A 21708-nucleotide genomic window follows, 5' to 3' on the forward strand; every position below is an offset into this window, starting at 1 on the left:
TTTTGTCCGATACTGTCAAAGCTGAAGCTCGGTTTAGAGTTAAAACAAAAATTCCGCTCCGAAACAACTATTTCTGAACAATTCCAACCCAACCCTGCAAATGTGAAGAAGGACATTCTTTCACAATTGTGGAATTTGAGGGGTTGGTATAGCTTGGTTGCCTGTGTGCAAGGTTTTTGTTTTAACTCACAATTTTGAAATGAGGAAACCAGTTGTAGCACGGTTGTAAGTGAACTAAATGTATGGGATGTGGTTTCATTGAAGGCAGGTGAAAATTGTAAGTCAAAACAAGCTGTTTGTTTTGACTCTAAACCGATTCTTCTGTGGTTGCAACAAAATGCAGAGGTAACAGAATATTTGTCTTTTGTCCGATACTGTCAAAGCTGAAGCTCGGTTTAGAGTTAAAACAAAAATTCCGCTCCGAAGCCACCATTTCTAAACAATTCCAACCCAACCCTGCAAATGTGAAGAAGGACATTCTTTCATAATTGTGAAATTTGAGGGGTATGTATAGCTTGGTTGCCAGTGTGCAAGGTTTTTGTTTTAACTCACAATATTTCGGTTTGGAAACCAGTTGTAGCACGGTTGTAAGTGAACAAAATGTGTGGGGTGTGGTTTCATTGAAGGCAGGTGAAAATTGTGAGTCAAAACTTCCCACCGCTTAAATCGTGAATTTTAAATTACATTGAGGACAGGAAACGACGAGGACTTCGTTTATTCCGGAAAGTATCCCTCTGCCCTCTGCTCTGCGCCCTTTGCTCTCAACCCTCTCAACCCTCTCAATTAGTAGCGTTTCAAATTGCAGCCCTGACTATAGCTTTCGCCGGGTCTTAAGTATTCCGCATAGTCAAAATCTAATTCTATAAGCGTATAATCGGGGTCATCATAGCCGGAAAAATAGTCATCAAAAAAGAAGCAACGCTCAGACGCTTCTGCCTTAAGCGTTGCATTATGAACAATAGAGGCAATTCCGCTTAAACGAAGATAGCCCGTTTGACCTTCTTCGTAAAGCGGAATGCAGACCTCTATATTTTTATTATTTTGAATTTGGCTCACCTTGGCGTCTCCGCTGAAAGTAGTAACAAAATAGCGGTCATCGTAAATAAACAGAACAACGGGACGAACTCTGGCGCGGTTTTTATCTACAGTTGCCAGATAGGCATACTGATTTTGTTTAATCCAAGCCATAATTTCCTGTTGCAAGGCGGATTCGTTTGCGCGAGCCATAGCTAATTATTCTCTCTTATTGGTGGAACTTCAGTGAGCTCCGTTTACCCTGTAAAATCTTTGGTGAGGCACATTTCAGCTTTTATTTGGGAAAAGAAATCCGGGTTATATATGCCTGATTTTCAAGGTTGGGATTGTCGCTTTTATCGCGAGGCAGATTTTCAATTTTATGAACTACTTCCATTCCTTTAGTAACCTTCCCGAAAACTGTATGTATGCCATCCAGCCAGGGTGTACCATCTTTTTTAGTAACGATGAAGAACTGACTGCCATTGGTATTAGGTCCTGAATTTGCCATACAAATAGTTCCATAGCTTACCGGAGCAATTAACTCCTGTTCATAGACCTTATCCATATTGCCGGTTTTTTCCTGATAGAACTTAAGGTCGTGCTTCATAACGGGCTCAATATTTTGTGCTGCTTGACATTCTTTGGCAATGGCAACAATATCTTCATTAGGAGTGCGGTTATTTTTAAGGTGGGGAAGGATAATTTTAGCCCAAACAGCTTCTGCCTTCTTCTTGGTATCTATTTTACCGATAATTTCGTTTCCATCCCGGAAACATTCATCTTCAAATGTATAACCGGGACCACCGCGTCCATCATTGCTACGGTCTTTATCTCGCGTATTGGGGCAGCCACCCTGAATCATAAAATCAGGAATGACCCGATGGAAATATAAGCCGTTGTAATAGCCGCTTTGGGCAAGTTTCACAAAATTTTGAACGGTTTTAGGGGTAAGATTATCCCAAAGTTCCAGTTCAATGGTGCCATAAGTGGTTTCCATTTCCACTTTGGTCTTAACCGGTGTATTATCCGTTTGTTTCATAAGTTGCTCCGTTGGCTTTTCTACCGGGGTAGTTTTTGTTTGGCATCCGATGCTGACGGCAATCATCAGAAAGGCAATCAGGATCGGAATAAGGTTTCTGTTTAGATGCACCATAATATAACTCCTTTGCATTATTCTCGGTGGTGTTATCTTATATACTCTTTCAGGGTTGGCTTTCCTGCATCTATTTCCACATAAGAATAGTGGGTAAGCCAATCCCCGCAATTCAGATAATAGCCGTGTCCCATTCTTTCCAAAACGGGTTGGTGGCTATGTCCCAAAACAACAATATCAGCATTTTTATGTTCAATCAGCCATTTGGCGTAATTTTTTAAGCCCTTGCTTTTTTTGTCAACAAGTTCCTGGCTATCTTTCCTTTGTCTGCTGGTGCGGGAAAAGCAACTGCCAATAGTTAAAGCCAAATCGGGATGCAACAGGGAAGCAATTTTCCGCATAGCTTTCCAGCGGATAACTTTCCGGTAAAGTTGATAGCGTAAATCGTTGAAAGTGCGGGTATCGCCATGTTCAAAACGGATTTTTTTACCATCCGTATTAAGAGTAAAGCCATCCGGATGAATTTCACAGCCAATATAGGTGGATAAAAAGTTTCCGAACCAGAAATCGTGATTTCCGCTGATGTAAATTATGCGGGTTCCGCTTTCTTTGATAGCGGCAAGAGCACAAAGCACAGGGAAATATTGTTTTACGATGGTGAATCTGCCTTCCAGCCAGAAATCAAAAATATCCCCCGAAAGCACCATCAAATCATATTTTCCGGCAATACTGCGTAAAAAACTGATGAGGATTAACGCACTTTCTCTATCGGCGCTTGCAGTGCAGTGAAATTTATAGTGGCAATCGGAAAGAGCGATGATTTTCATTGTTTGTGCATTACGAAATAGAGGATATTAACTCCAAATTTAAGAGCTTTTTCTCTCACTTCGGGAGGGTCGTTATGGGTTTCGGGATCAGCCCACCCGTCACTGATATTGGTTTCGTAAGTATATAAACACATCAAATGCCCGTTATCGTCAAAAATACCAAACGCCTGAGGTGGTTTGCCGTCGTGCAGGTGAATCTTTGGCAAACCCGCACTGAAATCAAAGAAACAGTTATATAGTTGAAAAGAAGGGTCTAATTCCAAAAGCTCTCGTTCGGGAAAAATGCGTTTTATTTCCCTGCGGAACGATTCGTCCATTCCATAATCGTCATCGGCATATAAAAAACCCCCTCGCAGCATCCAGGTTCTGAGGTTCTCAATCTCCCTATCAGAAAACTTGATATTGCCATGCCCCGTTAAATATAGAAAAGGGTAATCAAACAGCTTGGCATCGGATGCTTTTACAACGCTTTGGTCAATTGGAAAACTTGCCCCCATAGCCAAATTGGCAAATTTAGCTAAATTGGATAAGACCTCCGGATCGTTATACCAATCTCCCCCTCCGTCATATTGTAAACGGGTAAAACCTACTTTTAGCGGGGTTTCAACAACCGCTAATATAGGCAGACAGAAAAACAGGCAAATAATAATCAGGTAGCGTTGCATAATTTAATTCACTATCTTCAATTCTATGCATAAAACCGCATCATCTACTACCGCATAAAAGCAATTGGTAAAACTATCATAAACGGATAAAGCATTTAAATCCTGTTTCAAAGTTAAACTGCTAAGCGTTTCTCCTCTAACAGGATCAAGAATGCTGATGCCTCTTTTGGAAGGAATAACAATAATGCTTCTATCCAAACGGGGATCATCGCTATTTTTAATAATACAGGGAATGAAACGATCACCGGTAATGCTTTCCGTAGGCAAATGCTGTTGCCAGAGTTGCTGACCATCATCATTTAATCCCAGAATTTGCTGATTTGCCAGATACACAATTAGAACGCCCTGATGGATAGTTGTAGTGCGAATTTCATCTGCCAGTAATTTAGACCAGAGTAATTGCCGGGATTTTTTGTCGTAAGCGCTTAAGCGGTTATGAGAAACCAGATAAATCGTGCTTAAGGAAAAAGATGGCGATAAACTGACATCATAAGGCAATTCTGTACTCCAGGCAATTCTTAAGGAGATGTTTCTTGCCGGCATATTCACCAGCTTATCCATATATTTTTTCAAGTTCTCGCTGGTAATATTCAGGTTGGCGGGAATTTGTTCCAACCGCAGGAGTTTTTCTTCTTTAAGCGAAAGGCGTGTTTTATGAATCATTTGATCCAGAATCCGATTACCTAACATCATATATAATGCAGCCAGTAAAGCCAGGGCAATTAAAATGATGCTGGTAACCTGCAAGCGGGAAAGCTTTCTCCGCTTTTGTTTCGTCAGTTCCTCTTTGCCTTCCAAAATCAGCCAGAGAGGGTTATCTTCCGTGGCATAAGTTTCCAGTAAAGTATCTATGGCAGCTGGCTCGTTCACGCTGTTGAAAACAGTATGTGCCAATTCTCCGGAAAGAACTATCAGATGCTGTTTGCTGTCAATGTAAACCCTTCGGGGCTTGATGCTTATATCCTGAGCATTTAAACCCAGCAACTGCATCCCTTCCAGGGATTGAACTTGAAAGTTTTTCCAGTCCCGTCCTACAGGGGCTATTTTTTTACTATCCGCCAACACACAGAATATCCTGCCAAACTGCACAAAATATAGTTCATTATCAAAAAGGACGCCAAAAAAGAGAGAGATGCCCTTTTCCTGCAATTGCGTTTTCCGCAGAATACCGTAAAGTTTCCAATGCAGCTCAGAAAAGAACTGTTTCAGCCATTTCTCAACTTCCAGACGCGAAAGAGTGGAAACTTTGGAATTGAGCACTTCCAGTTTGATTTCGGCAACAATTTCTTCCAGCACATTATCCTTTTCCGGATGCCAGGTAAGCAAAAACCAGGCAAAATGCCCATCCTTTGTGGTTTTGTATTCACAAATACTGCGCGGAGGAGATGCCTGCAAACTTTGTAAGGAAATCATCTTTTAATTCCACCAACGAATAAAACTGCGCCAGGAAACGCGCATAAGAGTAGGAAAATGAAGCAGCATATTCGTGTAAGCTGCATTTGCCAAAGGACACCAGCATTTCTTTTTATGAATTGAGCGGCGTTCCATTTCCGCAACAGTTGAAAACCAGATTTTTTTAAAATTGTAACGGGTCTTGCGTAAGTTTCCCAAGGACTTAGCTTTGATACAACAACTCCAAATATCACCCTCGGGAGAAATCTGACACGAGGCAACTCCTGAATAACAAGGTATAATCTGTCTCTTATCCCGCATAATTCGTTTCACCAGATTGTAATATTCAATGCGAAAAGCCATAGTTACTTTGCTCATACCTTTATATTCGCTGTTTTTTATCCGATGAATAAGATAATCTATGGCACTTTTATAAGCAACCAGCGAAGGAGTAATATCTGTTCCAATGGTATCCAGTTCCACTCTTTCTTCCGCAATTTCCGTAATGTAGCTATCGGGCTTTAAGCGCATCAATTCATTAGCGATGGAAGGAAAACTATCTACATTGAAGCGGGAAATAACAGTATGAATGCCAACGCTGAGGTTTTTATGCTTAAGTGCCCTCAAACCGTTAAAAGTAGCTATTGCCTTTTTATAGTTCCCGGGAATATTGCGAATGTTATCGTGTTGTTCTTCAATTCCATCAATAGATACATTAATAATTATCTGCGCCTTGGAACAGGCAGCCGCTATGGCATTTGTTTTCTCTATAATGGTTTGAGTTAAAAGACCATTGGTCGGGATATTAATAATTTTGGGACGGGAAATTTGATAGATGGTGGTAACAATTTCTACAATATCGCTGCGTAAAAATGGCTCGCCTCCGCTGAAAGTAATCCAGTAAGGGGATTTACCGATGCTTTTAAAAATCTTTTTGTATTCATCCAGGGTCAGATTTTTTGCTTGCTTTTTCCAAATATTACAGGTGCTGCAACGCGAATTGCAGGTATAAAGTAAACTGACTGTGTAATTCATTGGCATCAGATGAGGAAAGCCCAAATTCTTCATCAGCCAATAACCGATGATGCGTATAACCAGATAAATCATTTCCGAACCCTATCTTCGGGATGTTGCTTAAGGTTCTTGGTAGAACTTGCAATATCCCAGGTAAAAGGATTTTTGCCTTGCACATAATAATCCCAGCTGCCAAGCAACCGACAGTAAATTTCTAATAGAATTGCCAGAATAAGCTTGAAAACGCTTTTAGGTCTATCCTGTAATTCTTGAATGATAACCTTCAGCAAAATGCAGCTATCCTGAGAAACAACCTTATAGTGTTGATGATCCTTTAACCACAAATGCCCGTTCTGAATCCTGCGGCGCTGTTTTATGTGGTCAGATAGATTTTCAGCTCCTTTGTTTCTGATTATGGCGGAGGGTATGTATTTCAGTTTCAAGCCCTTCTCTCTAATGATTGCTTCAATGCTGGCTTCGTCAACGGCGCTATCTTTAGGAATGCTATCCATCACTTTCCGAAAGGCAATCATCTCTCCCAATTTAGGAGAAATTAGTGCCATCCGATGATGTAAACGCCATAAAAGGTGAACTATATAGCCCAAAATGGTGGTTTCACTGTTCACGGGAACAGGACGCCCTCCCGTAGCACCAATTTCAGGGTCTTTAAATGCAGAGACCAGTTTCTCTATCGTCTTTCGGTCAGGAATAACATCACCACTGATAATTACGGCTATTGCTTCCTGCATATTGGCTAAAAACAGATTGATGGCAGAGGACTTACCCTCCCTTTTTGCCTGAGTGAGAAGCTTTACATTTTTATGGGTTTCGGCAAAAGAGCTTACCAGTTGGTCTGTTCCATCGGTGCTGGCACTGGAAACGACAATTATTTCGCAGATTTCGGTTGCTTGCAATTCCTGGTTTTCAATCGCTTCCAGTAACAAAATGATATTGCCTGCTTCGTTATGAGCAAAAACTCCCACGGAACATCTAATTTTATCCATAAATTATGTAGGTAAATTCCCCTGCTGTCTTTGTTTTATTTCCTTGTGCAAAGCATCCAGAATACCGTTGATAAATTTGCCGGATGCTTCGCAGCTGAATTTTTTGGCTATCTCAATCGCCTCGTTGATTACAACTGCAGCCGGAGTATCAGTATATAAAAGCTCGTAAGCGGCAAGGCATAAAATACTGCGGTCCAGCATAGCGATATCTTCCAAATCCCAGTTGTCGGCAAGTTTATCAATTTCCCCTTCTATCTGCTCAATGTTTATGATGGTGTTTTTAACCAGTTCTTCGGCAAATGCGTAAACCGGAGAATCCGAATGGATATTCTCCCCCTCAGCCAAAGAGAGCAAGATATCGGTGTATTCATTTAATAAACCGTATTCGCGATAGCTCCCTTCTATCTCTGAAAATTCAAGAGAATAGAGGCACTGAATAGCCATTTCGCGAGCTTTACGCCTTTGCCCCATTTTTCATCGCTGCTAAAAGGTTTAACATTTCCAGAGCGGAACTGGCAGCCGTGAAACCTTTGTTACCGGCTTTCGTTCCAGAACGCTCAATTGCCTGCTCTATACTATCCGTAGTTAATACCCCGTATATAACCGGTTTGCGGGTTTCCAAACCAACCATAGCAATGCCTTTGGTAACTTCCGCACTGATATATTCAAAGTGAGGAGTAGCGCCTCTGATGATAGCTCCCAAACAGATAACGGCATCAATATCACTTTGTAAAGCTGCTTCTTTGGCTACCAAAGGTATTTCAAAAGCTCCCGGAACCCACATCACACTGATATCTTCCTCGTTAACTTCGTGGCGCTTAAGACAATCCAAAGCTCCTTCCAGCAAACGGGAACTGAGAAATTCGTTGAAACGACTTACTACCAGAGCAAATTTATAGCCCTTGGAAATTAGTTTTCCTTCTAAAACTTTCATCTTATACTCCTTTCATATTAGAAAAATAGATGAGGTTTAGTATTTGTCCGTATCCTGTATTCATCTTCTGATATACAATTTAGCATTAAAAACCATTATTTGAACTGCTGTAATTTATTCAAGTAAAATCTTCGGGAGGTTCATCTGCCCTGTCCCTCCCAAAGTTAGTAATCTATAGGTTACAAAGCGTAAGCGGTGGTTGACAAGATATCCACCTTCCGGTAACCTGTTTTTTTCGCTATAGGCAAGGTAAACAAAGAGATTGGTGTGGTTGACAAGATGTCCACCTTCCGGTATTCTCAACCATCTTATCCTTTCTCATTATTAAAATCTGCATAATCTGCGTAATCTGCGTGAAAATCATCTGCGTAATCTGCGGGCAACAAACTCTGCTGGAAACATAATTTGATTGGGTATAACTCATTCCCATAGTTACAAATCCTAACTAACAGAAGTCAAATTAGAAATGTTCACCATCCCAATCATCCTTAGCTTTTTTCTTGACATCCTATACTGATAGAAATAAAAAGTTACAAAAAGATAAATGCCTGAAGGATAGAGTTATGATAGCGGTTCTAACATGTGACATAATCCGCTCCAGGGTGTATGGTGTAAACCAAAGACAGCAATTGGAAACCCAAATTAGCGAATCATTTCAATATGCCTGTAAAATAATCCCTCAAGCGCAAGCGGATTATATGTCTTTTTCTGTAACCCAGGGTGATGAATTTCAATTCAGTATGGAATCCTCTCCCTATTTTTATCACTTTCTTTTTACCTTCAGAAATCGTCTTTCGTTATGTGGAATTGAACCGATTCCTCTATTCAGGGCAGGTATCGGATTTGGAACAAGAACTATTGAAGGTAAAAGCAACAGCTATCAAATGGATGGCAGCGCTTATCATAATTCCCGTTATGCAATGAATAGTTTTGCTGAGACAGTTAATAAGAAACGCTTGAGTATTGTGTATTTCAACCATCCCTTCCTGGATAAATGCTACAATACGGTTCTCGCTTTTTGTGATGATTTAGAAAGGTCTCATAGCTATGATCAAAAAAAAGCTATAAAACAAATTCTTACAGGTTTAACATATCAGCAAGCAGCCCAAAACTTAGGAGTTAGCAAGCAAAATGTTGATCGTTTGTTAAAAAGAGCAAATTGGAATTTATTTACTCAAGCTATGGATCTATTTTGCACACCGATACCTTTAGAAAATCAAGATGTTCAATGTTGAAATTTACTATAGGTCAACCGAATATGATTGACTTTCTATATGTCAACCATATATGGTTGACTATTGTAAAATCAACCAAAACCGGGGGGTTCATTAAAAAATTAGGACGGGTGGATTTCCTGCAATATCTAATTACTGATAAAGAAGGTAAATAATGCTTCTCTGGCGCTTATTATTAGCTTTATTTGTGAGCGATTTTTTACTCCAGAACGGCTGGCTGATTAAAAGCAAAAAATATATTTGGGGTTTAGTTTTACATTGCCTGATATATTTAGCTGTAATGCTTATTTTTACGGCAAATCTACTATCAGCTAAGGTCATTTTAACTCTCCTGATTTTGGCTTTTCTGCATGGAGTTGTGGACTACGGAAAGAATTTACTGCATCCACTTTTGGATAATAAGGAATGGCTGCTGTTTCTGGTTGACCAGATAATTCACATTATTACTGTTATCTTAGCAGTTTGGTTTATTTCTCTGCCTGATAGAATTTATATTCTTTCCTGCGTAAACAGATTATTTGTTGATTTGCTGTTACAGTATCTGATCCTGTTTACTGTCACTGTTTTCGGAGGCATCTTCTTCACCGATAGCATATTAAAAGTTATCCTGAAAGAAGTGTATGAAAAAGATAACCATCAATATCAAGCTTCCCGATTAATTGGTATGAGCGAACGGTTTTTAATTACTATTGCTGTCCTGATCGGGCATTATGAGTTAATCGGTTTTCTGATCGCTGCAAAATCACTAATGCGCTTACCCGAAATACAAGATAGAAATACAGAAAATTATAGTAATTATATCCTGGTGGGGACCTTAGTAAGTTATTCCTGGGCGTTGTCTATTGCATTACTGTTCAATAAATTATTGTAACTTTTAACGAGGGGCTTACGCCACCGTCGCTATCAATGTATCGCCCTACGGGCTTATTGGTAGAGGGCTGAGAGCAGAGTGTATCCCAACACCCTAAACCCTCTTAACCATCTTATCTAGACCCTCTCAACCATCTTATCCCTTCTAATTATTAAAATCTGCGTAATCTGCGTAATCTGCGTGAAAATAATCTGCGTAATCTGCGGGAAACAAACTCTGCGGGAAACAAAAACCCCGGCAGCCAACCGGGGTTTGTATATTCAGAGGCAACAGATAGCTATTTGAGTATTTGTTTATCTAATTCATCCAGGAAGATACCGAGCAGGATAGAGAGCACCAATTCAAAGAATACCTGTTCATTCTGCTCATTAATCAAGGGAATATCCACAAGTTGATTGATGCGGGTAGCGAGTTCTTTTACCAGGATATTGTTATCGTTCATTTTTTCTCCTTTTTTACATATTGGCGGTTAATGTATCAGCACCGGGAACTTTTGCCAGAAAGCCGTTAGTGACGGCTGAAGCGATGGAAATGATGCTATCGCCAACGGTTTGCAAATCGGTGTAAGTTAAGGTTGTCAGATCAATGTGTTCAGGATCGCTCTTTTCAAAGTTGAACATCATTTTAACCCAAAGAGCGTAGCCATTGGGTGGCAGATTGCCTTTGGGAACATTTGCGGTATTCAGCTGTGCGTATTGTTTCAATTCTTGCTTGTAAGGGGCAGAGATACTTGCATAAATAGCAGCAAGATTTTTGGTTTTAGAACCAATTAGGGTATTGTTTTCGGTTATACGCGGTTTAACTTTTTTGCGACCTATGCAAATCGTATTTTTACGATAGCTGGCATAGGTTATTTCATCCAACGAACCGGAATAGGTTCGGATTCCGTACTTGAAATTTACTTTCATTTTTGTCTCCTTTTTTTTTTTTCTTTAGGCGTTTCCGGAAAACTTGCCTTCACTTTTATTGGGGGTGACAAAAATGGGAGCTTGGTGACAAAACTAAAATTATTTTCTAAATTCCCCCGCTTGACACGAAAGCTAAGCTGAAAAATCTGGCATAAAGAAACATAAATTGGAGCTTAATAATGGATATATTAATTAAGGATTTCCTCTCTTTCCTTTCTGGCAGCAGAAGCAGTTTTTTCGCCAGCAGGGAAATTCAAAAAAGATTGAACGAGGCAGGTTTTATCTGCCTTCCTGAAAATAAACCTTTTAAATTGAGCAGCGGAGGAAAATATTATCTCCAACGCCAGGGAACGGCTATTTTAGCTTTCATAACGGGCAGCGAAAACTTTGCAAAAGGCGGTTTTAACCTTGCCGGAAGCCATATTGACTATCCCTGTCTCAAACTTAAACCTCAAAGTATAAAAACCGAAAAAGGGATTACCAAAATTGGTGTGCAGGTTTATGGCTCACCTATTATCAGCACTTGGTTAGACCGTGAACTTGGCATTGCCGGAAAAGTGATTGTTAAAACAGCTAAGGGCTATAGAGTAGAATATGTGGATTTTCAAAAGCCGGTAGCCATTATTCCTAATGTAGCTCTTCACTTGAACCGGGAAGTTAATAAGGGTTTTGCCTATAATCCGCAAACCCAGTTAAATGCTATCCTAAGTGTTAGTTCAAACGGTATAAATCCACTTTATTCAGCAATCGCGCAAGAACTGAAAGTTAAGGAAGAACAAATTGCCGAAACAGAGCTTTATTTATATGACTTCATTCCGGCAGCTCAAATCGGTTTGCAGCAGGAAATGATTGCTTCACAGGGACTTGATAACCTGGCTATGGCTCATGCCATTCTTTCTGCCATTCTTCAATGTGAAAAGCCGCAAAAGACCGCTGCAGCTATCTTTTTTGATAATGAAGAAATCGGCTCGCAGACCCCTCAGGGAGCCGATTCTTTGTTCCTGGAAGAAATGCTGGAACGAATTTGCCTCAGCCAAAGCAATAGCAGAGAGGATTTTTACCTGGCTTTGCGCAACAGCTTTTTTATTAGTGCCGATGTAGCCAATGCCTGGCATCCGTCTTTTGCCGAAAAATATGAACCGGATTATGCTCCGTTGATAAATAAAGGACCTGTAATTAAGTTTGATGCTTATCACAGATACGCATCCGATGCAGAAAGTTCTTATCGCTTTATTCAGCTTTGCGAAAAGGCAAATGTTCCTTATCAGAAATTTTTAGTGCGTAGCGATGCTACCAGTGGAATTACTATCGGACCTATTTTAGCTTCAAGATTGGGATTGCAGACAGTTGATATCGGAAATCCAATTTGGGCAATGCATTCCATTAGAGAAACTGGTGGAACTGAAGACCACAAATACCTGGTGAAAGTACTTAGACGGTATTTTGGATAGCGAGACAGCGAAATAGCGAGACAGCGAGATGGCGAGACAGCGAGATGGCGAGATAGCGAGATGGCAAGTTAGAGAGATAGCGAGATGGCGAGATAGAATAACATCAATGGAGATAAAAAATGAATAACGGAAAAATAAGAAGTTATCGTGATTTAGATATCTGGCAAAGAAGTATGAATATAGCAGAAATGGCTTATAAGTTAACAAAAAAATTCCCTTCTGAAGAAAGGTATAATATGGTTAGCCAGATTAGAAGGTCTGCTGATTCAGTTCCTGCAAATATTGCAGAGGGCTGGGGAAGAAAAATGAGTAAAGAATTTATCCATTATTTAAGGATTGCCTCAGGTAGTTTACGAGAACTGGAAACCCACTTATTGTTATCTGAGCGTTGTGAAATTGTATGCATAACGGATATAAATCCAATTCTTGCTCAAGCAGAAATACTTAGTAAACAGATTTGGTCTCTTCAGTATCAACTTCAAAGCAGAAATAATAAAGTAACAAAATGACCATCTCGCCATCTCGCCATCTCGCCACCTCGCTCTTTCACAACTACAACAAATATATATATTAAGGAGAATACAATGTCAACCTTCAAACCCTTCAAAGCCCTAAGACCGATTCCGGACAAAGCTAAGGCAATTGCTTCAATGCCTTATGATGTTATGGATTCAGATGAAGCACGCAAAGAAGTGCAAAAAAACCCTTTAAGCTTTCTCCATGTAGAAAAGCCCGAAGTTGACCTTCCATCGGGAACGGATTTATACGATCCCGCAGTATATGCCAAAGCCAGGGAAAACCTCTATAAATATGTTTCTGATGGCTATATGAAACAGGATGCGCAGCCAGCATATTACATCTATAAACAAGTTATGGATGGCCGCGCTCAAATTGGTTTAGTGGGTTTAACTTCTGTAGATGAATATATGGACGGCACCATCAAAAAACACGAATTAACCCGTGCAGAAAAAGAAGCAGACCGCATTCGTCATATTGCTGCCTGTGATGCACATCCTTCACCTGTATTTTTTACCTATCGTCATCAGGATGTAATTGATAATACAGTAGCCAAAGTTATGGCTAATAAGCAGCCGGAATATGATTTTATAAGTGATGACAGCATTCATCATACTCTTTGGGTGATGGATGACCCGGAGGATATTAAAGCTATTCAAAATGCCTTTACCTCTTTGCCGAATTTATATGTAGCAGATGGACATCATAGAACTGCCAGTGCAGCAAAAGTTGGATTGAAAAAGCGTGAGCAGTTTCCTGATTATACCGGCGACGAAGAATTCAACTATTTTATGGCAGTTATCTTTCCGGATAATCAATTGAAAATTTATGATTATAACCGGGTGGTTAAAGACCTGAACGGCTTAACCAAAGAAGAATTTTTAGCCAAAATAGCTGAAAAATGGAATGTTACTCCCATTCCTGAAGGCAATAACTTTGCTCCTCAAAAGAAACATAACATAAGTATGTATCTTGATGGAAAATGGTATCGTTTAGAACCCAAACCGGGAACCTGGAATGAAAAAAATATTGTGGAAGACCTGGATGTTTCCATTTTACAGAATAATCTTCTGCAACCCGTTTTAGGCATCAACGACCCGCGCACCGATCAAAGAATTGATTTCATCGGTGGAATTAGAGGTCTTGGTGAACTTGTTAAAAGAGTTGATAGTGGAAGAGAAACAGTTGCTTTTGCTATGTATCCTACCAGTATGGATGAACTTTTAGGTATTGCCGATGCCGGAGAAATTATGCCTCCGAAATCAACCTGGTTTGAGCCCAAATTGCGTAGCGGATTATTTATTCACTTACTGAAATGACTACTTATACCTTTGAAAGTTTGGGCTGTTCTAAAAATTTAGTGGACAGCGAGCGTTTTATAACGATTTTAAAGAAATATGGTCTTTCTGAGTCATATTACTATTATGAAGCAGATTTGTTTATACTTAACAGTTGTGCCTTTATCTGCGAGGCATTAGATGAACTGAATTATTTACTCTGTGATATAATAGATCACACTGAAGATAGAGATGTCAAAATAATAGTTACCGGCTGTATAATGAATCGGGGTTATGAGGATTACAAAGAAGGATTTCCGGAAGTGGATGCCTGGATTCCGTTAAAGGACTTTGCTGCTTTTGAAAAATATCTGCTGGATAATATTCTGCCTTCTTATATAGCCCCTAAAAGGTTATCCTACAAAGAAAGAACTCATCTGGAAAACGGAAAGTATGTGTATTTACGGATTGCAGACGGTTGCAATAATAAATGCTCCTACTGTATGATTCCATATATTAGAGGAAAACAGGTTTCAGAGCCGATTGAGACCCTCGTTGAAGAAGCAAAATCAATGCAAAAATACGGTAGAGAGCTTATTTTGATAGCTCAGGATACCTGCACTTATGGAACCGATATTTATGGAGAAAAAGCCCTGCCTAAACTAATTGAAGCATTGCATAATCAGACAAATTATGACTGGATTCGTCTTCTCTATATGCATCCTGATAACTTTGAGAGCGAATGGACGGAACTCTGGAAAAAGTATCCTAAGTTACTGCCCTATTTTGATATACCTATTCAACAGGTGAGCCCTGAAATCATTAAAGCAATGCACCGTAAAAAGAGCTATGAGCAATTGAAAGAACTTTTTCAATATATTCAGAAAGAAGTTCCTAATGCCGTTTTCCGCACTACTTTGATGGTTGATTATCCAAATGAAACAAAGGAAGATTTAGACCTGCTGGACAAATTTCTTTCCGAAGTTCCTATCTTACAGGGAGGTGTGTTTGCTTATTCTCCCGAATCCAAAGACCCTTCCGTTAACATCTACGATGAATTTGACTGGAAAAAAGGCAAAAATTTAATGTTTGATTGGGAAGATAAGTTGAGAAAAGATAGGCAGAAACATCTGGAAAAATATGTGGGAACTATTCAACCCGCTTTAGTAGAAAGATGTCAACCCTATACCGAGCAATTTACAGGTCGCTTATGGTTTCAAGCGCCTGAAATTGATGGCTGTGTCCATATAGATAACCTTCCTGAAGATAGAAGTCCTATTATAAATGTGGAAATCGTAGATATTATCGGAGATGAAATAATGAGTATTTTTCACTCTAATATAAATTGCAATAAGGAATAAGTATATGAAAAAGATAGCTTTAACGGGAATTAAACCAACTGGAATTCCCCACATCGGAAATTATCTGGGAGCTATTAAACCGGCTTTAAAACTTTCCGAGACCTGTGAAGCGCGTTATTTTATTGCCGATTACCATGCTTTAAATGCCTGTAAAGACCCTGTAGAACTGAAAAATATGACTGTGGAAATTGCCTCTGCCTGGCTTGCCTGCGGGCTTAATCCCGAAAAAACACTTTTTTACCGTCAAAGTGATGTGCCGGAAACATTTGAACTGCTAACTATACTAATGGCTTTCACTTCCAAGGGTTTAATGAACCGTGCCCATGCCTATAAAGCCATCGTGCAAAGTAATTTGGAAAATGGTAAAGACCCTGACGACGGAGTTAATATGGGTCTATATACCTATCCGATTTTAATGGCAGCGGATATCTTACTTTTTGATACAGATTTTGTTCCCGTTGGCACCGATCAATTTCAACATATTGAAATGGCACAGGATATTGCTCAAAGCTTCAATTTTGTGTATAAGACCCAGGCATTAAAAATTCCGCAACCCATAGCTCAGGAAGAAACAAAAACCGTTGTTGGCTTGGATGGACGCAAAATGAGCAAAAGCTACAATAATACCATTCCTATGTTCTGCTCTGAAAAAGCACTGAAAAAATTGATTATGAGCATTGTAACCAATAGCCAGACAGTGGAAGAACCCAAAGACCCTGAGGCATCAAATATTTTTGCCCTCTATAAAAACTTTGCTTCACCCGAACAGATTGAAAATATGCGCTCCCGCTATTTAAAAGGTGGCTTGGGATGGGGTCAGGCAAAACAGGAACTTTTTGAAGTTGTGAATGCAGAATTAACCCCAATCCGGGAACGCTATAATTATTGGATAAACAATCAAGATGTTATCTGGAACGCACTAAAAGCAGGAAGTGAAAAAGCCCGCATTCTTGCCTCGGACAAAATAAAACAGCTGAGAAAGATTATTGGGATAGGAAAATAGGCAGAGAGCACAGGATGGTTGATGTTTTCGTCAGTCACCTATATAGCTTTTTTTCCGCAATGGTGACATTCTTGTCAACCACCTTTATAGCTATTTTCGTTACGGAAAAAAAGGTAATAGAGAAATAACTCGGTTGCAAGGGGAACGACAAGATGTCGTTCTTCCGGAAAAAAGCGGCGCTTCAGCGAGCGCCGGCTACATAACATCGTAACCGGTAGAATGTTTTAACCTGCAATTTTTCGCGCACCTTCAATCCCGAAATTTTTGCAATAACACTCCGATATGATTCTCATATCTTTCCCGTATCGCAATATGAGAAAGACACGGGAATCTCATCCCCGGTATAGCACCAAAAAACAAGAATCGGTTTGGAATGAGAAACGGGTAAGCAACCCAATTATTATACCTTTGATATTGAAAAGACATAAAAGGAAAATAAAGTTTATAATGCTGAGAAGGTTTAGAGGGTTGATGTTTCTTATGAACGACGAGGACTTCGTTCTTCCTGGCCTAAAAGCCCCTTAGGGCGACACAAAAATAGCGATGGTGGCGTAAGCCCCTCGTAAAAGGTAAGCCCCGAGCGCTTTTTTCACTTTCCCCTTTCCTGAAAGCCCCTTAGGGCGAGATCGGATGGTTGACCTCCTGGTCAACCTCTTCTTGTGCTTGAACGACGAGGACGTCGTTCTTCCTGAACAAAAAGCCCCTTAGGGACTTTAGGGAAACGGGATAAATGATAAAAAATTAGGCATTTTATGCTATAGGTCTTCAATTCCCGGCATTTTGTTTTTCGCTTAGTTCCAGCCAACGCGTAAGTAGTTTCTGGTGTTTATTTTCCAGCTCCTGAAGGGAGACACTGATTTGGGTATAATCGTTAGGAGTTAGTGACTTGGCAAAGTCGTTCAGTTTGTTATCCAGTTCCTGAAGTTGGTTTTCGGCGGTTTCAATCTCTTTTTCTATCAATGCCATTTCCCGTTGTTCATTATAGCTCAATCCTTTGGCAATGCGTTTGGGACGCGTAATTAGCGGTTCCTTCTTTTCTGCTGTTTCTTCCTGTTCATAGTGTTGCACCAATAAATAATCGGAATAGTTACCGGCAAATTTACGCAATTTACCATTTTGGAAAATAAAGAGATAGTCCACTGTTCTGTCCAAAAAAAAGCGATCGTGCGAAACAATTAACAAACAACCCTTAAAAGCATCCAGGTAGTCCTCCAAAATTTCCAGAGTGCGAATATCCAGGTCATTGGTGGGCTCATCCATAATAATAAAATTGGCTCCAAACATTAACGCTTTCAATAAATAGAGCCGTTTTCTTTCGCCTCCGGAAAGAGCGCTCAATTTCATTTGTTGCATTTTGCCGTCAAAAAGAAAGCGCTTAAGCATTTCTGTGGCAGTAACTTTGTTTCCGTCAGCGGTTTTAATTACTTCCGCAAATTGGGCTATATAATCATAGACAGTAAGATTGGGATCAAAACTATCCTCATCTTGTTTATAATAAGCAAAATGGGTATTTACACCTGATTTCACAGTTCCGCAATCGGGCTTTTCTTCTCCGATAATTATTTTCAGCAAAGTTGTTTTGCCACAGCCATTGGGACCGATAACGCCAATTCTTTCCATATTTTGAAAGTTATGCTCAATACCTGTAAAAAGGGCTTTCCCAGAGTAGGATTTACTCAGATTATGCAATTCCAGAATCGTTTTCCCTAAGCGATCAATTTGAAAAGAGATATCCAAATCCTGGTGAGAGATGAGATAACTTTTGCTAAGCAGTTCTTTTACCCGGTCAATATGGTCTTTGGGCTTACTGGTTCTTGCCTTTGCTCCCCTATTCAGCCAATCAAGTTCTTTTTTTAATTGTGCCTGACGCCTGATTTCTTTACGCTGACTATCGGTTGCCCGAATAAGCTTGCCTTTAATATAGGCACTGTAATTACCTTCATAAGCATATAATCTTGTTCTTTCAATTTCAATGATTTTGGTGGCAACCGCATCCAGAAAATAGCGATCGTGGGTAACGAAAATAACTGCTATTGAGGTATTAACCAAATAGTTCTGCAGCCATTCAATGGTCTCCAAATCCAGATGATTGGTGGGCTCATCTAAAAGCAATAAATCCGGTTCGGCTGCTAAAACTCTTGCTAAATCAGCTTTTCTGCGTTGCCCGCCGGAAAGTTCTCCCATTTTTTCGTGGTAATTGTTTATTCCTAAACGGCTGAGAATGGATTTATAATGATACTCGTCCTTAATTTCACCTTGCAGAGGATATGTATGTTGTAAAACAGAAACCGCGGGATGATATTGCGGGTCTTGTTCTAACAGACATACTTTTAAGTTCTTACGCCTGGTAACGGTTCCTGTTGCCGGCTTTATCAAACCGCTGATAATACGCAGTAATGATGTTTTGCCACTTCCGTTGATACCTACAATGCCTATTTTTTCGGAAGTATGAATGCCCAAAGAGAGATCCTGGAGAATAATTCTCTCTCCATAAAGGCAGGATACATTTTCCAGAGTTAGCAGGACTTCGTTCATAATCTATTTTTCCCGCAAATCACGATGTTGGTTTCCCGCGGATTACGCGGATATTTTCGCAGATTTCGCAAATTCTTTTTATTACTTTAACATAAACATATATAATTAGTTGCATCCCTGCCTTGAATTTATACAAGGCATTCACCCCTTCACCCACTCACCCCTTCACCTGTTAACCTGTTAACCCGTTAACCCACTCACCCCTTCACCCGTTAACCCGTTAACCTGTTCACCCGTTAACCCGTTAACCCTTCTGGCGTCCCTGAGGCGATTCGAACGCCTGACCTTCACCTTCGGAGGGTGCCACTCTATCCAGCTGAGCTACAGGGACGCAATTTTTATAGTTCCTAATTTTTACAAAGGGATATTCTGTCAATCAAGAAGTCCCAAGAACTGAAGTTATAAGGAAGAAAAGGTAGCTGGAGGATGCTGTTCCGCTTTATTTTTATGCGGAGCTTCAGCGAGCTCCGGTACAAAATTCACCCCTTCACCCGTTAACCCACTCACCCCCTTCACCCGTTAACCCGTTAACCTGTTCACCCGTTAACCCACTCACCCCTTCACCCGTTAACCTGTTAACCCGTTAACCCGTTAACCTGTTCACCAACGCCTGCGGTGCTTCGGCAAATTCCGTCTTCACTCTTTATTCAGTTTATCCACTGCCTCGGAAAGAGGTAAAACCTCCAGTCCTAAATGGTTTATATAGTTTAGAACTTCTTCAAATTCCGCTACCGGACAATTGGTTCCAGAAAGATTATCCGGTTCTTCTATAGAATGAAAACCCAGAATAATGAGGTCTTCTCCATTAGCTATCCCTCTGCGGATGCGTTCTTTATAGATATCAGCCGTCCAGGAACTTTGATAAGCCAGATAACCCAGCCCTTGAACATTAAGAGGAATATGCATTGCGTAATCATTACTACCTCGTAAGTAAGTATAATATTCCGTTAAAACAGGATAATATTCCAGGGGGCATTTTCCTCTCGGCATAGCAAAAGAACGGGGATTAAAACCCCAATTATTCAGACGCCAGTAATCCTGACTGATAGTATATTCTGCTTCTTCGTAAGTTAATTCAGCCAGATTTTCGTGACGAAGAGAGTGACCTCCAATTTCCCAGTTATAATTCTTATGCAATTCCCGAATTTGAGCTAAACTCATATTTTTAGGTCCATAAAGATATTGGGAATTTACATAACAGGTTCCTCTATATCCATATTCCTGCATCAAAGGAAAAGCATAAGTATAAACTCCGCTTTTTTGATCATCAAAAGTAAGACAAATTACAGGAGTATTCCTTTCCACGGGAGTAAAGAAATTACAGGAACCAAGCAACATAGAAAGCAAAATCACAATAAATAACGGCTTTTTCATAATCCCAATTCCAGATTTGCCTGAATTCCCAAATTATGTTTCGCTTTCCGAAATTTACTTCCTTCTATATAATATAATAATCCGATTCGTTGGTTTTGGCAAAAATGCCAGTCCCAGGACAAACCAATTCTCTGAAAAGTGCTTTTATCATAATAATCAAGATAGTAAAAAGGATTTAGGGAACAAACGCTTATTTTACGGCTTAAAGCTATTCTATATTGTTGATAACTCATTAAAGTCGGTTCCAATTCCAGATATTCAGCACTGCCAAATAATGCGGTTAAATTATCTATTTGATAGTTACCTGCTACAAGGGCATAAGTAGTTGTATGATTTTCAGTTACATCATAATTGGGAAGAAAGCTTAAAGCCAGCTGCCCTTCTAAAACAAGGTCTCCTTTTTGAATTTGGGTGTTTAGGTAACTGATAGAAACAGGCGTCTGCCAATGGTTATCCTGTGCTCTAATTTCTTCTGCAGCTTTAAAATAACCAAAAGGATACTGCCGTTGAAAAGTAACCATTCCAATTGCCTGATTATGATTATCACCCCCGACATCAATTGCAATCAGGTTTTCGGCAAAGCCAAATCCCAAACGAACTCTATTCAAACGCGTTGCCTGATAACGGTATTGATCCTGATCAGCAGAAACAGGAGAAAAAGAATATAGTTTATTGGGTAATCCATAACCCCAGGGAATAGAGCCGACTGTAATTTGCCGGTTTTCTTTAGCCCAGGAAAGGTCAAAGCGATATAATTCTACATAATTCTCTATAAAATTGGCTCTGCTGCGTAGTTCCATTGTGGCAAAAAGGTCTTTATAAGCCAGGGAATCAATACCAAATCCTATTTGATAAAATTCGTTCCAGTGTATTTCCTTTCCTGTTTGGTTAGGACAATAGGCACCGGTATTGAGGGATTTCCAACTCAGGAATAAAGGAACTTCCAAACCGTTCATAAAAGCACACCAGGCAAACAGCAAAAAGAAAAGCAGGAATTTAATGCTCTTGTTAGCCATAATATTTCACTGTAACGGAAAGTAATATCCGTTCAAATATATAGGTAGGTTGTTGCTTTTCATTGTGCTGCTCTTTTTTTTATCATATCTCTTTTGTAAACATAGCCCTATATCTGTCAAATCCTTTTTTGTTGTGTAGCCGGAGGACGCTAATCCTTCGTTTGTTTATTGTGCAGAGCTTCAGCGAGCTCCGGCTACCCAAAATCCTTCTCGCC

At 39.9% G+C, this 21708-nt stretch carries 22 protein-coding genes and 1 tRNA gene; 7 read left to right on the top strand and 16 right to left on the bottom strand.

Annotated features, from left to right (window positions below; translation table 11 throughout):
• Positions 1 to 783: 783 nt before the first annotated feature.
• The 10 genes from PLE33_05545 to PLE33_05590 form a co-directional block, all read right to left on the bottom strand.
• A complete protein-coding gene (locus PLE33_05545) occupies positions 784 to 1227 on the bottom strand; it encodes a pyridoxamine 5'-phosphate oxidase family protein (GenBank protein ID HPS60708.1) in 444 nt (147 codons plus the stop codon).
• 82 nt (positions 1228 to 1309) lie between these two features.
• A complete protein-coding gene (locus PLE33_05550) occupies positions 1310 to 2170 on the bottom strand; it encodes a peptidylprolyl isomerase (GenBank protein HPS60709.1) in 861 nt (286 codons plus the stop codon).
• 32 nt (positions 2171 to 2202) lie between these two features.
• On the bottom strand, positions 2203 to 2937 hold the full coding sequence (locus tag PLE33_05555) for a UDP-2,3-diacylglucosamine diphosphatase (GenBank protein HPS60710.1): 735 nt from the start codon (positions 2935 to 2937) through the stop codon (positions 2203 to 2205).
• Positions 2934 to 3602 (bottom strand): DUF4159 domain-containing protein, encoded by a 669-nt coding sequence (locus PLE33_05560; GenBank protein ID HPS60711.1) that lies wholly within the window; start codon positions 3600 to 3602, stop codon positions 2934 to 2936. The genes PLE33_05555 and PLE33_05560 overlap by 4 nt, the downstream gene beginning before the upstream one ends.
• A 3-nt stretch (positions 3603 to 3605) precedes the next feature.
• Positions 3606 to 5015, bottom strand: a complete 1410-nt coding sequence (locus PLE33_05565) for a PQQ-binding-like beta-propeller repeat protein (protein HPS60712.1) — start codon at positions 5013 to 5015, stop codon at positions 3606 to 3608.
• A 3-nt stretch (positions 5016 to 5018) separates the two neighbouring features.
• The gene (locus PLE33_05570; protein ID HPS60713.1) at positions 5019 to 6101 is read right to left on the bottom strand and encodes a radical SAM protein; all 1083 of its coding nucleotides are present in this window, start codon (positions 6099 to 6101) and stop codon (positions 5019 to 5021) included.
• Positions 6098 to 7012, bottom strand: coding sequence for a glycosyltransferase (locus PLE33_05575; GenBank protein ID HPS60714.1), 915 nt, complete (start codon positions 7010 to 7012; stop codon positions 6098 to 6100). The genes PLE33_05570 and PLE33_05575 overlap by 4 nt, the downstream gene beginning before the upstream one ends.
• Before the next feature lie 3 nt (positions 7013 to 7015).
• Positions 7016 to 7483 (bottom strand): transcription antitermination factor NusB, encoded by a 468-nt coding sequence (nusB, locus tag PLE33_05580; GenBank protein ID HPS60715.1) that lies wholly within the window; start codon positions 7481 to 7483, stop codon positions 7016 to 7018.
• The gene (gene ribE, locus PLE33_05585) at positions 7467 to 7946 is read right to left on the bottom strand and encodes a 6,7-dimethyl-8-ribityllumazine synthase (protein ID HPS60716.1); all 480 of its coding nucleotides are present in this window, start codon (positions 7944 to 7946) and stop codon (positions 7467 to 7469) included. The genes nusB and ribE overlap by 17 nt, the downstream gene beginning before the upstream one ends.
• Before the next feature lie 114 nt (positions 7947 to 8060).
• Positions 8061 to 8249 carry a hypothetical protein gene (locus tag PLE33_05590; protein HPS60717.1) on the bottom strand — a complete coding sequence of 63 codons (189 nt, stop codon included), beginning with the start codon at positions 8247 to 8249 and terminating at the stop codon, positions 8061 to 8063.
• A 260-nt stretch (positions 8250 to 8509) separates the two neighbouring features.
• On the opposite strand from PLE33_05590, the gene PLE33_05595 reads away from it, so the two are divergent.
• Together PLE33_05595 and PLE33_05600 are read left to right on the top strand one after the other, a co-directional pair.
• Positions 8510 to 9181, top strand: a complete 672-nt coding sequence (locus PLE33_05595; GenBank protein ID HPS60718.1) for a SatD family protein — start codon at positions 8510 to 8512, stop codon at positions 9179 to 9181.
• Positions 9182 to 9335: 154 nt separating this feature from the next.
• Complete coding sequence (locus tag PLE33_05600) at positions 9336 to 10052, top strand: DUF3307 domain-containing protein (protein ID HPS60719.1); 717 nt, start codon at positions 9336 to 9338, stop codon at positions 10050 to 10052.
• Positions 10053 to 10329: 277 nt separating this feature from the next.
• Here PLE33_05600 and PLE33_05605 read toward each other — a convergent pair whose 3' ends face one another.
• Together PLE33_05605 and PLE33_05610 are read right to left on the bottom strand one after the other, a co-directional pair.
• Positions 10330 to 10494 carry a hypothetical protein gene (locus PLE33_05605; protein HPS60720.1) on the bottom strand — a complete coding sequence of 55 codons (165 nt, stop codon included), beginning with the start codon at positions 10492 to 10494 and terminating at the stop codon, positions 10330 to 10332.
• Between the two features lie 13 nt (positions 10495 to 10507).
• A complete protein-coding gene (locus tag PLE33_05610; protein HPS60721.1) occupies positions 10508 to 10960 on the bottom strand; it encodes a hypothetical protein in 453 nt (150 codons plus the stop codon).
• A gap of 179 nt (positions 10961 to 11139) precedes the next feature.
• Here PLE33_05610 and PLE33_05615 point away from each other — a divergent pair, with 179 nt between their 5' ends.
• The 5 genes from PLE33_05615 (at position 11140) to PLE33_05635 (ending at position 16568) form a co-directional block, all read left to right on the top strand.
• Positions 11140 to 12411, top strand: coding sequence for a M18 family aminopeptidase (locus tag PLE33_05615; protein HPS60722.1), 1272 nt, complete (start codon positions 11140 to 11142; stop codon positions 12409 to 12411).
• Positions 12412 to 12530: 119 nt separating this feature from the next.
• Entirely contained in the window at positions 12531 to 12920 is a 390-nt protein-coding gene (locus tag PLE33_05620) for a four helix bundle protein (GenBank protein HPS60723.1), read from the top strand.
• A 75-nt stretch (positions 12921 to 12995) separates the two neighbouring features.
• On the top strand, positions 12996 to 14246 hold the full coding sequence (locus tag PLE33_05625; GenBank protein HPS60724.1) for a DUF1015 family protein: 1251 nt from the start codon (positions 12996 to 12998) through the stop codon (positions 14244 to 14246).
• Positions 14243 to 15565 (top strand): MiaB/RimO family radical SAM methylthiotransferase, encoded by a 1323-nt coding sequence (locus tag PLE33_05630; protein HPS60725.1) that lies wholly within the window; start codon positions 14243 to 14245, stop codon positions 15563 to 15565. The genes PLE33_05625 and PLE33_05630 overlap by 4 nt, the downstream gene beginning before the upstream one ends.
• 4 nt (positions 15566 to 15569) lie before the next feature.
• Entirely contained in the window at positions 15570 to 16568 is a 999-nt protein-coding gene (locus PLE33_05635) for a tryptophan--tRNA ligase (GenBank protein ID HPS60726.1), read from the top strand.
• 765 nt (positions 16569 to 17333) lie between these two features.
• Here the strand turns inward: PLE33_05635 and PLE33_05640 are convergent.
• The 4 genes from PLE33_05640 to PLE33_05655 form a co-directional block, all read right to left on the bottom strand.
• Positions 17334 to 19103, bottom strand: a complete 1770-nt coding sequence (locus PLE33_05640; GenBank protein ID HPS60727.1) for an ABC-F family ATP-binding cassette domain-containing protein — start codon at positions 19101 to 19103, stop codon at positions 17334 to 17336.
• A gap of 254 nt (positions 19104 to 19357) precedes the next feature.
• Positions 19358 to 19434: transfer RNA gene (locus PLE33_05645), tRNA-Arg, on the bottom strand.
• Positions 19435 to 19739: 305 nt separating this feature from the next.
• Positions 19740 to 20477, bottom strand: a complete 738-nt coding sequence (locus PLE33_05650; protein HPS60728.1) for a polysaccharide deacetylase family protein — start codon at positions 20475 to 20477, stop codon at positions 19740 to 19742.
• Positions 20474 to 21493 (bottom strand): hypothetical protein, encoded by a 1020-nt coding sequence (locus tag PLE33_05655; GenBank protein ID HPS60729.1) that lies wholly within the window; start codon positions 21491 to 21493, stop codon positions 20474 to 20476. The genes PLE33_05650 and PLE33_05655 overlap by 4 nt, the downstream gene beginning before the upstream one ends.
• Between the last annotated feature and the right edge of the window lie 215 nt (positions 21494 to 21708).

This window comes from Candidatus Cloacimonas sp. (genome assembly GCA_035403355.1).
Taxonomy (GTDB): domain Bacteria; phylum Cloacimonadota; class Cloacimonadia; order Cloacimonadales; family Cloacimonadaceae; genus Cloacimonas.

Coding starts and splice junctions, on each gene's coding strand:
- PLE33_05545 (HPS60708.1), bottom strand. CDS start 1,227: ATGGCTCGCGCAAACGAATCCGCCTTGCAACAGGAAATTATGGCTTGG.
- PLE33_05550 (HPS60709.1), bottom strand. CDS start 2,170: ATGGTGCATCTAAACAGAAACCTTATTCCGATCCTGATTGCCTTTCTG.
- PLE33_05555 (HPS60710.1), bottom strand. CDS start 2,937: ATGAAAATCATCGCTCTTTCCGATTGCCACTATAAATTTCACTGCACT.
- PLE33_05560 (HPS60711.1), bottom strand. CDS start 3,602: ATGCAACGCTACCTGATTATTATTTGCCTGTTTTTCTGTCTGCCTATA.
- PLE33_05565 (HPS60712.1), bottom strand. CDS start 5,015: ATGATTTCCTTACAAAGTTTGCAGGCATCTCCTCCGCGCAGTATTTGT.
- PLE33_05570 (HPS60713.1), bottom strand. CDS start 6,101: ATGATTTATCTGGTTATACGCATCATCGGTTATTGGCTGATGAAGAAT.
- PLE33_05575 (HPS60714.1), bottom strand. CDS start 7,012: ATGGATAAAATTAGATGTTCCGTGGGAGTTTTTGCTCATAACGAAGCA.
- nusB (HPS60715.1), bottom strand. CDS start 7,483: ATGGGGCAAAGGCGTAAAGCTCGCGAAATGGCTATTCAGTGCCTCTAT.
- ribE (HPS60716.1), bottom strand. CDS start 7,946: ATGAAAGTTTTAGAAGGAAAACTAATTTCCAAGGGCTATAAATTTGCT.
- PLE33_05595 (HPS60718.1), top strand. CDS start 8,510: ATGATAGCGGTTCTAACATGTGACATAATCCGCTCCAGGGTGTATGGT.
- PLE33_05600 (HPS60719.1), top strand. CDS start 9,336: ATGCTTCTCTGGCGCTTATTATTAGCTTTATTTGTGAGCGATTTTTTA.
- PLE33_05605 (HPS60720.1), bottom strand. CDS start 10,494: ATGAACGATAACAATATCCTGGTAAAAGAACTCGCTACCCGCATCAAT.
- PLE33_05610 (HPS60721.1), bottom strand. CDS start 10,960: ATGAAAGTAAATTTCAAGTACGGAATCCGAACCTATTCCGGTTCGTTG.
- PLE33_05615 (HPS60722.1), top strand. CDS start 11,140: ATGGATATATTAATTAAGGATTTCCTCTCTTTCCTTTCTGGCAGCAGA.
- PLE33_05620 (HPS60723.1), top strand. CDS start 12,531: ATGAATAACGGAAAAATAAGAAGTTATCGTGATTTAGATATCTGGCAA.
- PLE33_05625 (HPS60724.1), top strand. CDS start 12,996: ATGTCAACCTTCAAACCCTTCAAAGCCCTAAGACCGATTCCGGACAAA.
- PLE33_05630 (HPS60725.1), top strand. CDS start 14,243: ATGACTACTTATACCTTTGAAAGTTTGGGCTGTTCTAAAAATTTAGTG.
- PLE33_05635 (HPS60726.1), top strand. CDS start 15,570: ATGAAAAAGATAGCTTTAACGGGAATTAAACCAACTGGAATTCCCCAC.
- PLE33_05640 (HPS60727.1), bottom strand. CDS start 19,103: ATGAACGAAGTCCTGCTAACTCTGGAAAATGTATCCTGCCTTTATGGA.
- PLE33_05650 (HPS60728.1), bottom strand. CDS start 20,477: ATGAAAAAGCCGTTATTTATTGTGATTTTGCTTTCTATGTTGCTTGGT.
- PLE33_05655 (HPS60729.1), bottom strand. CDS start 21,493: ATGGCTAACAAGAGCATTAAATTCCTGCTTTTCTTTTTGCTGTTTGCC.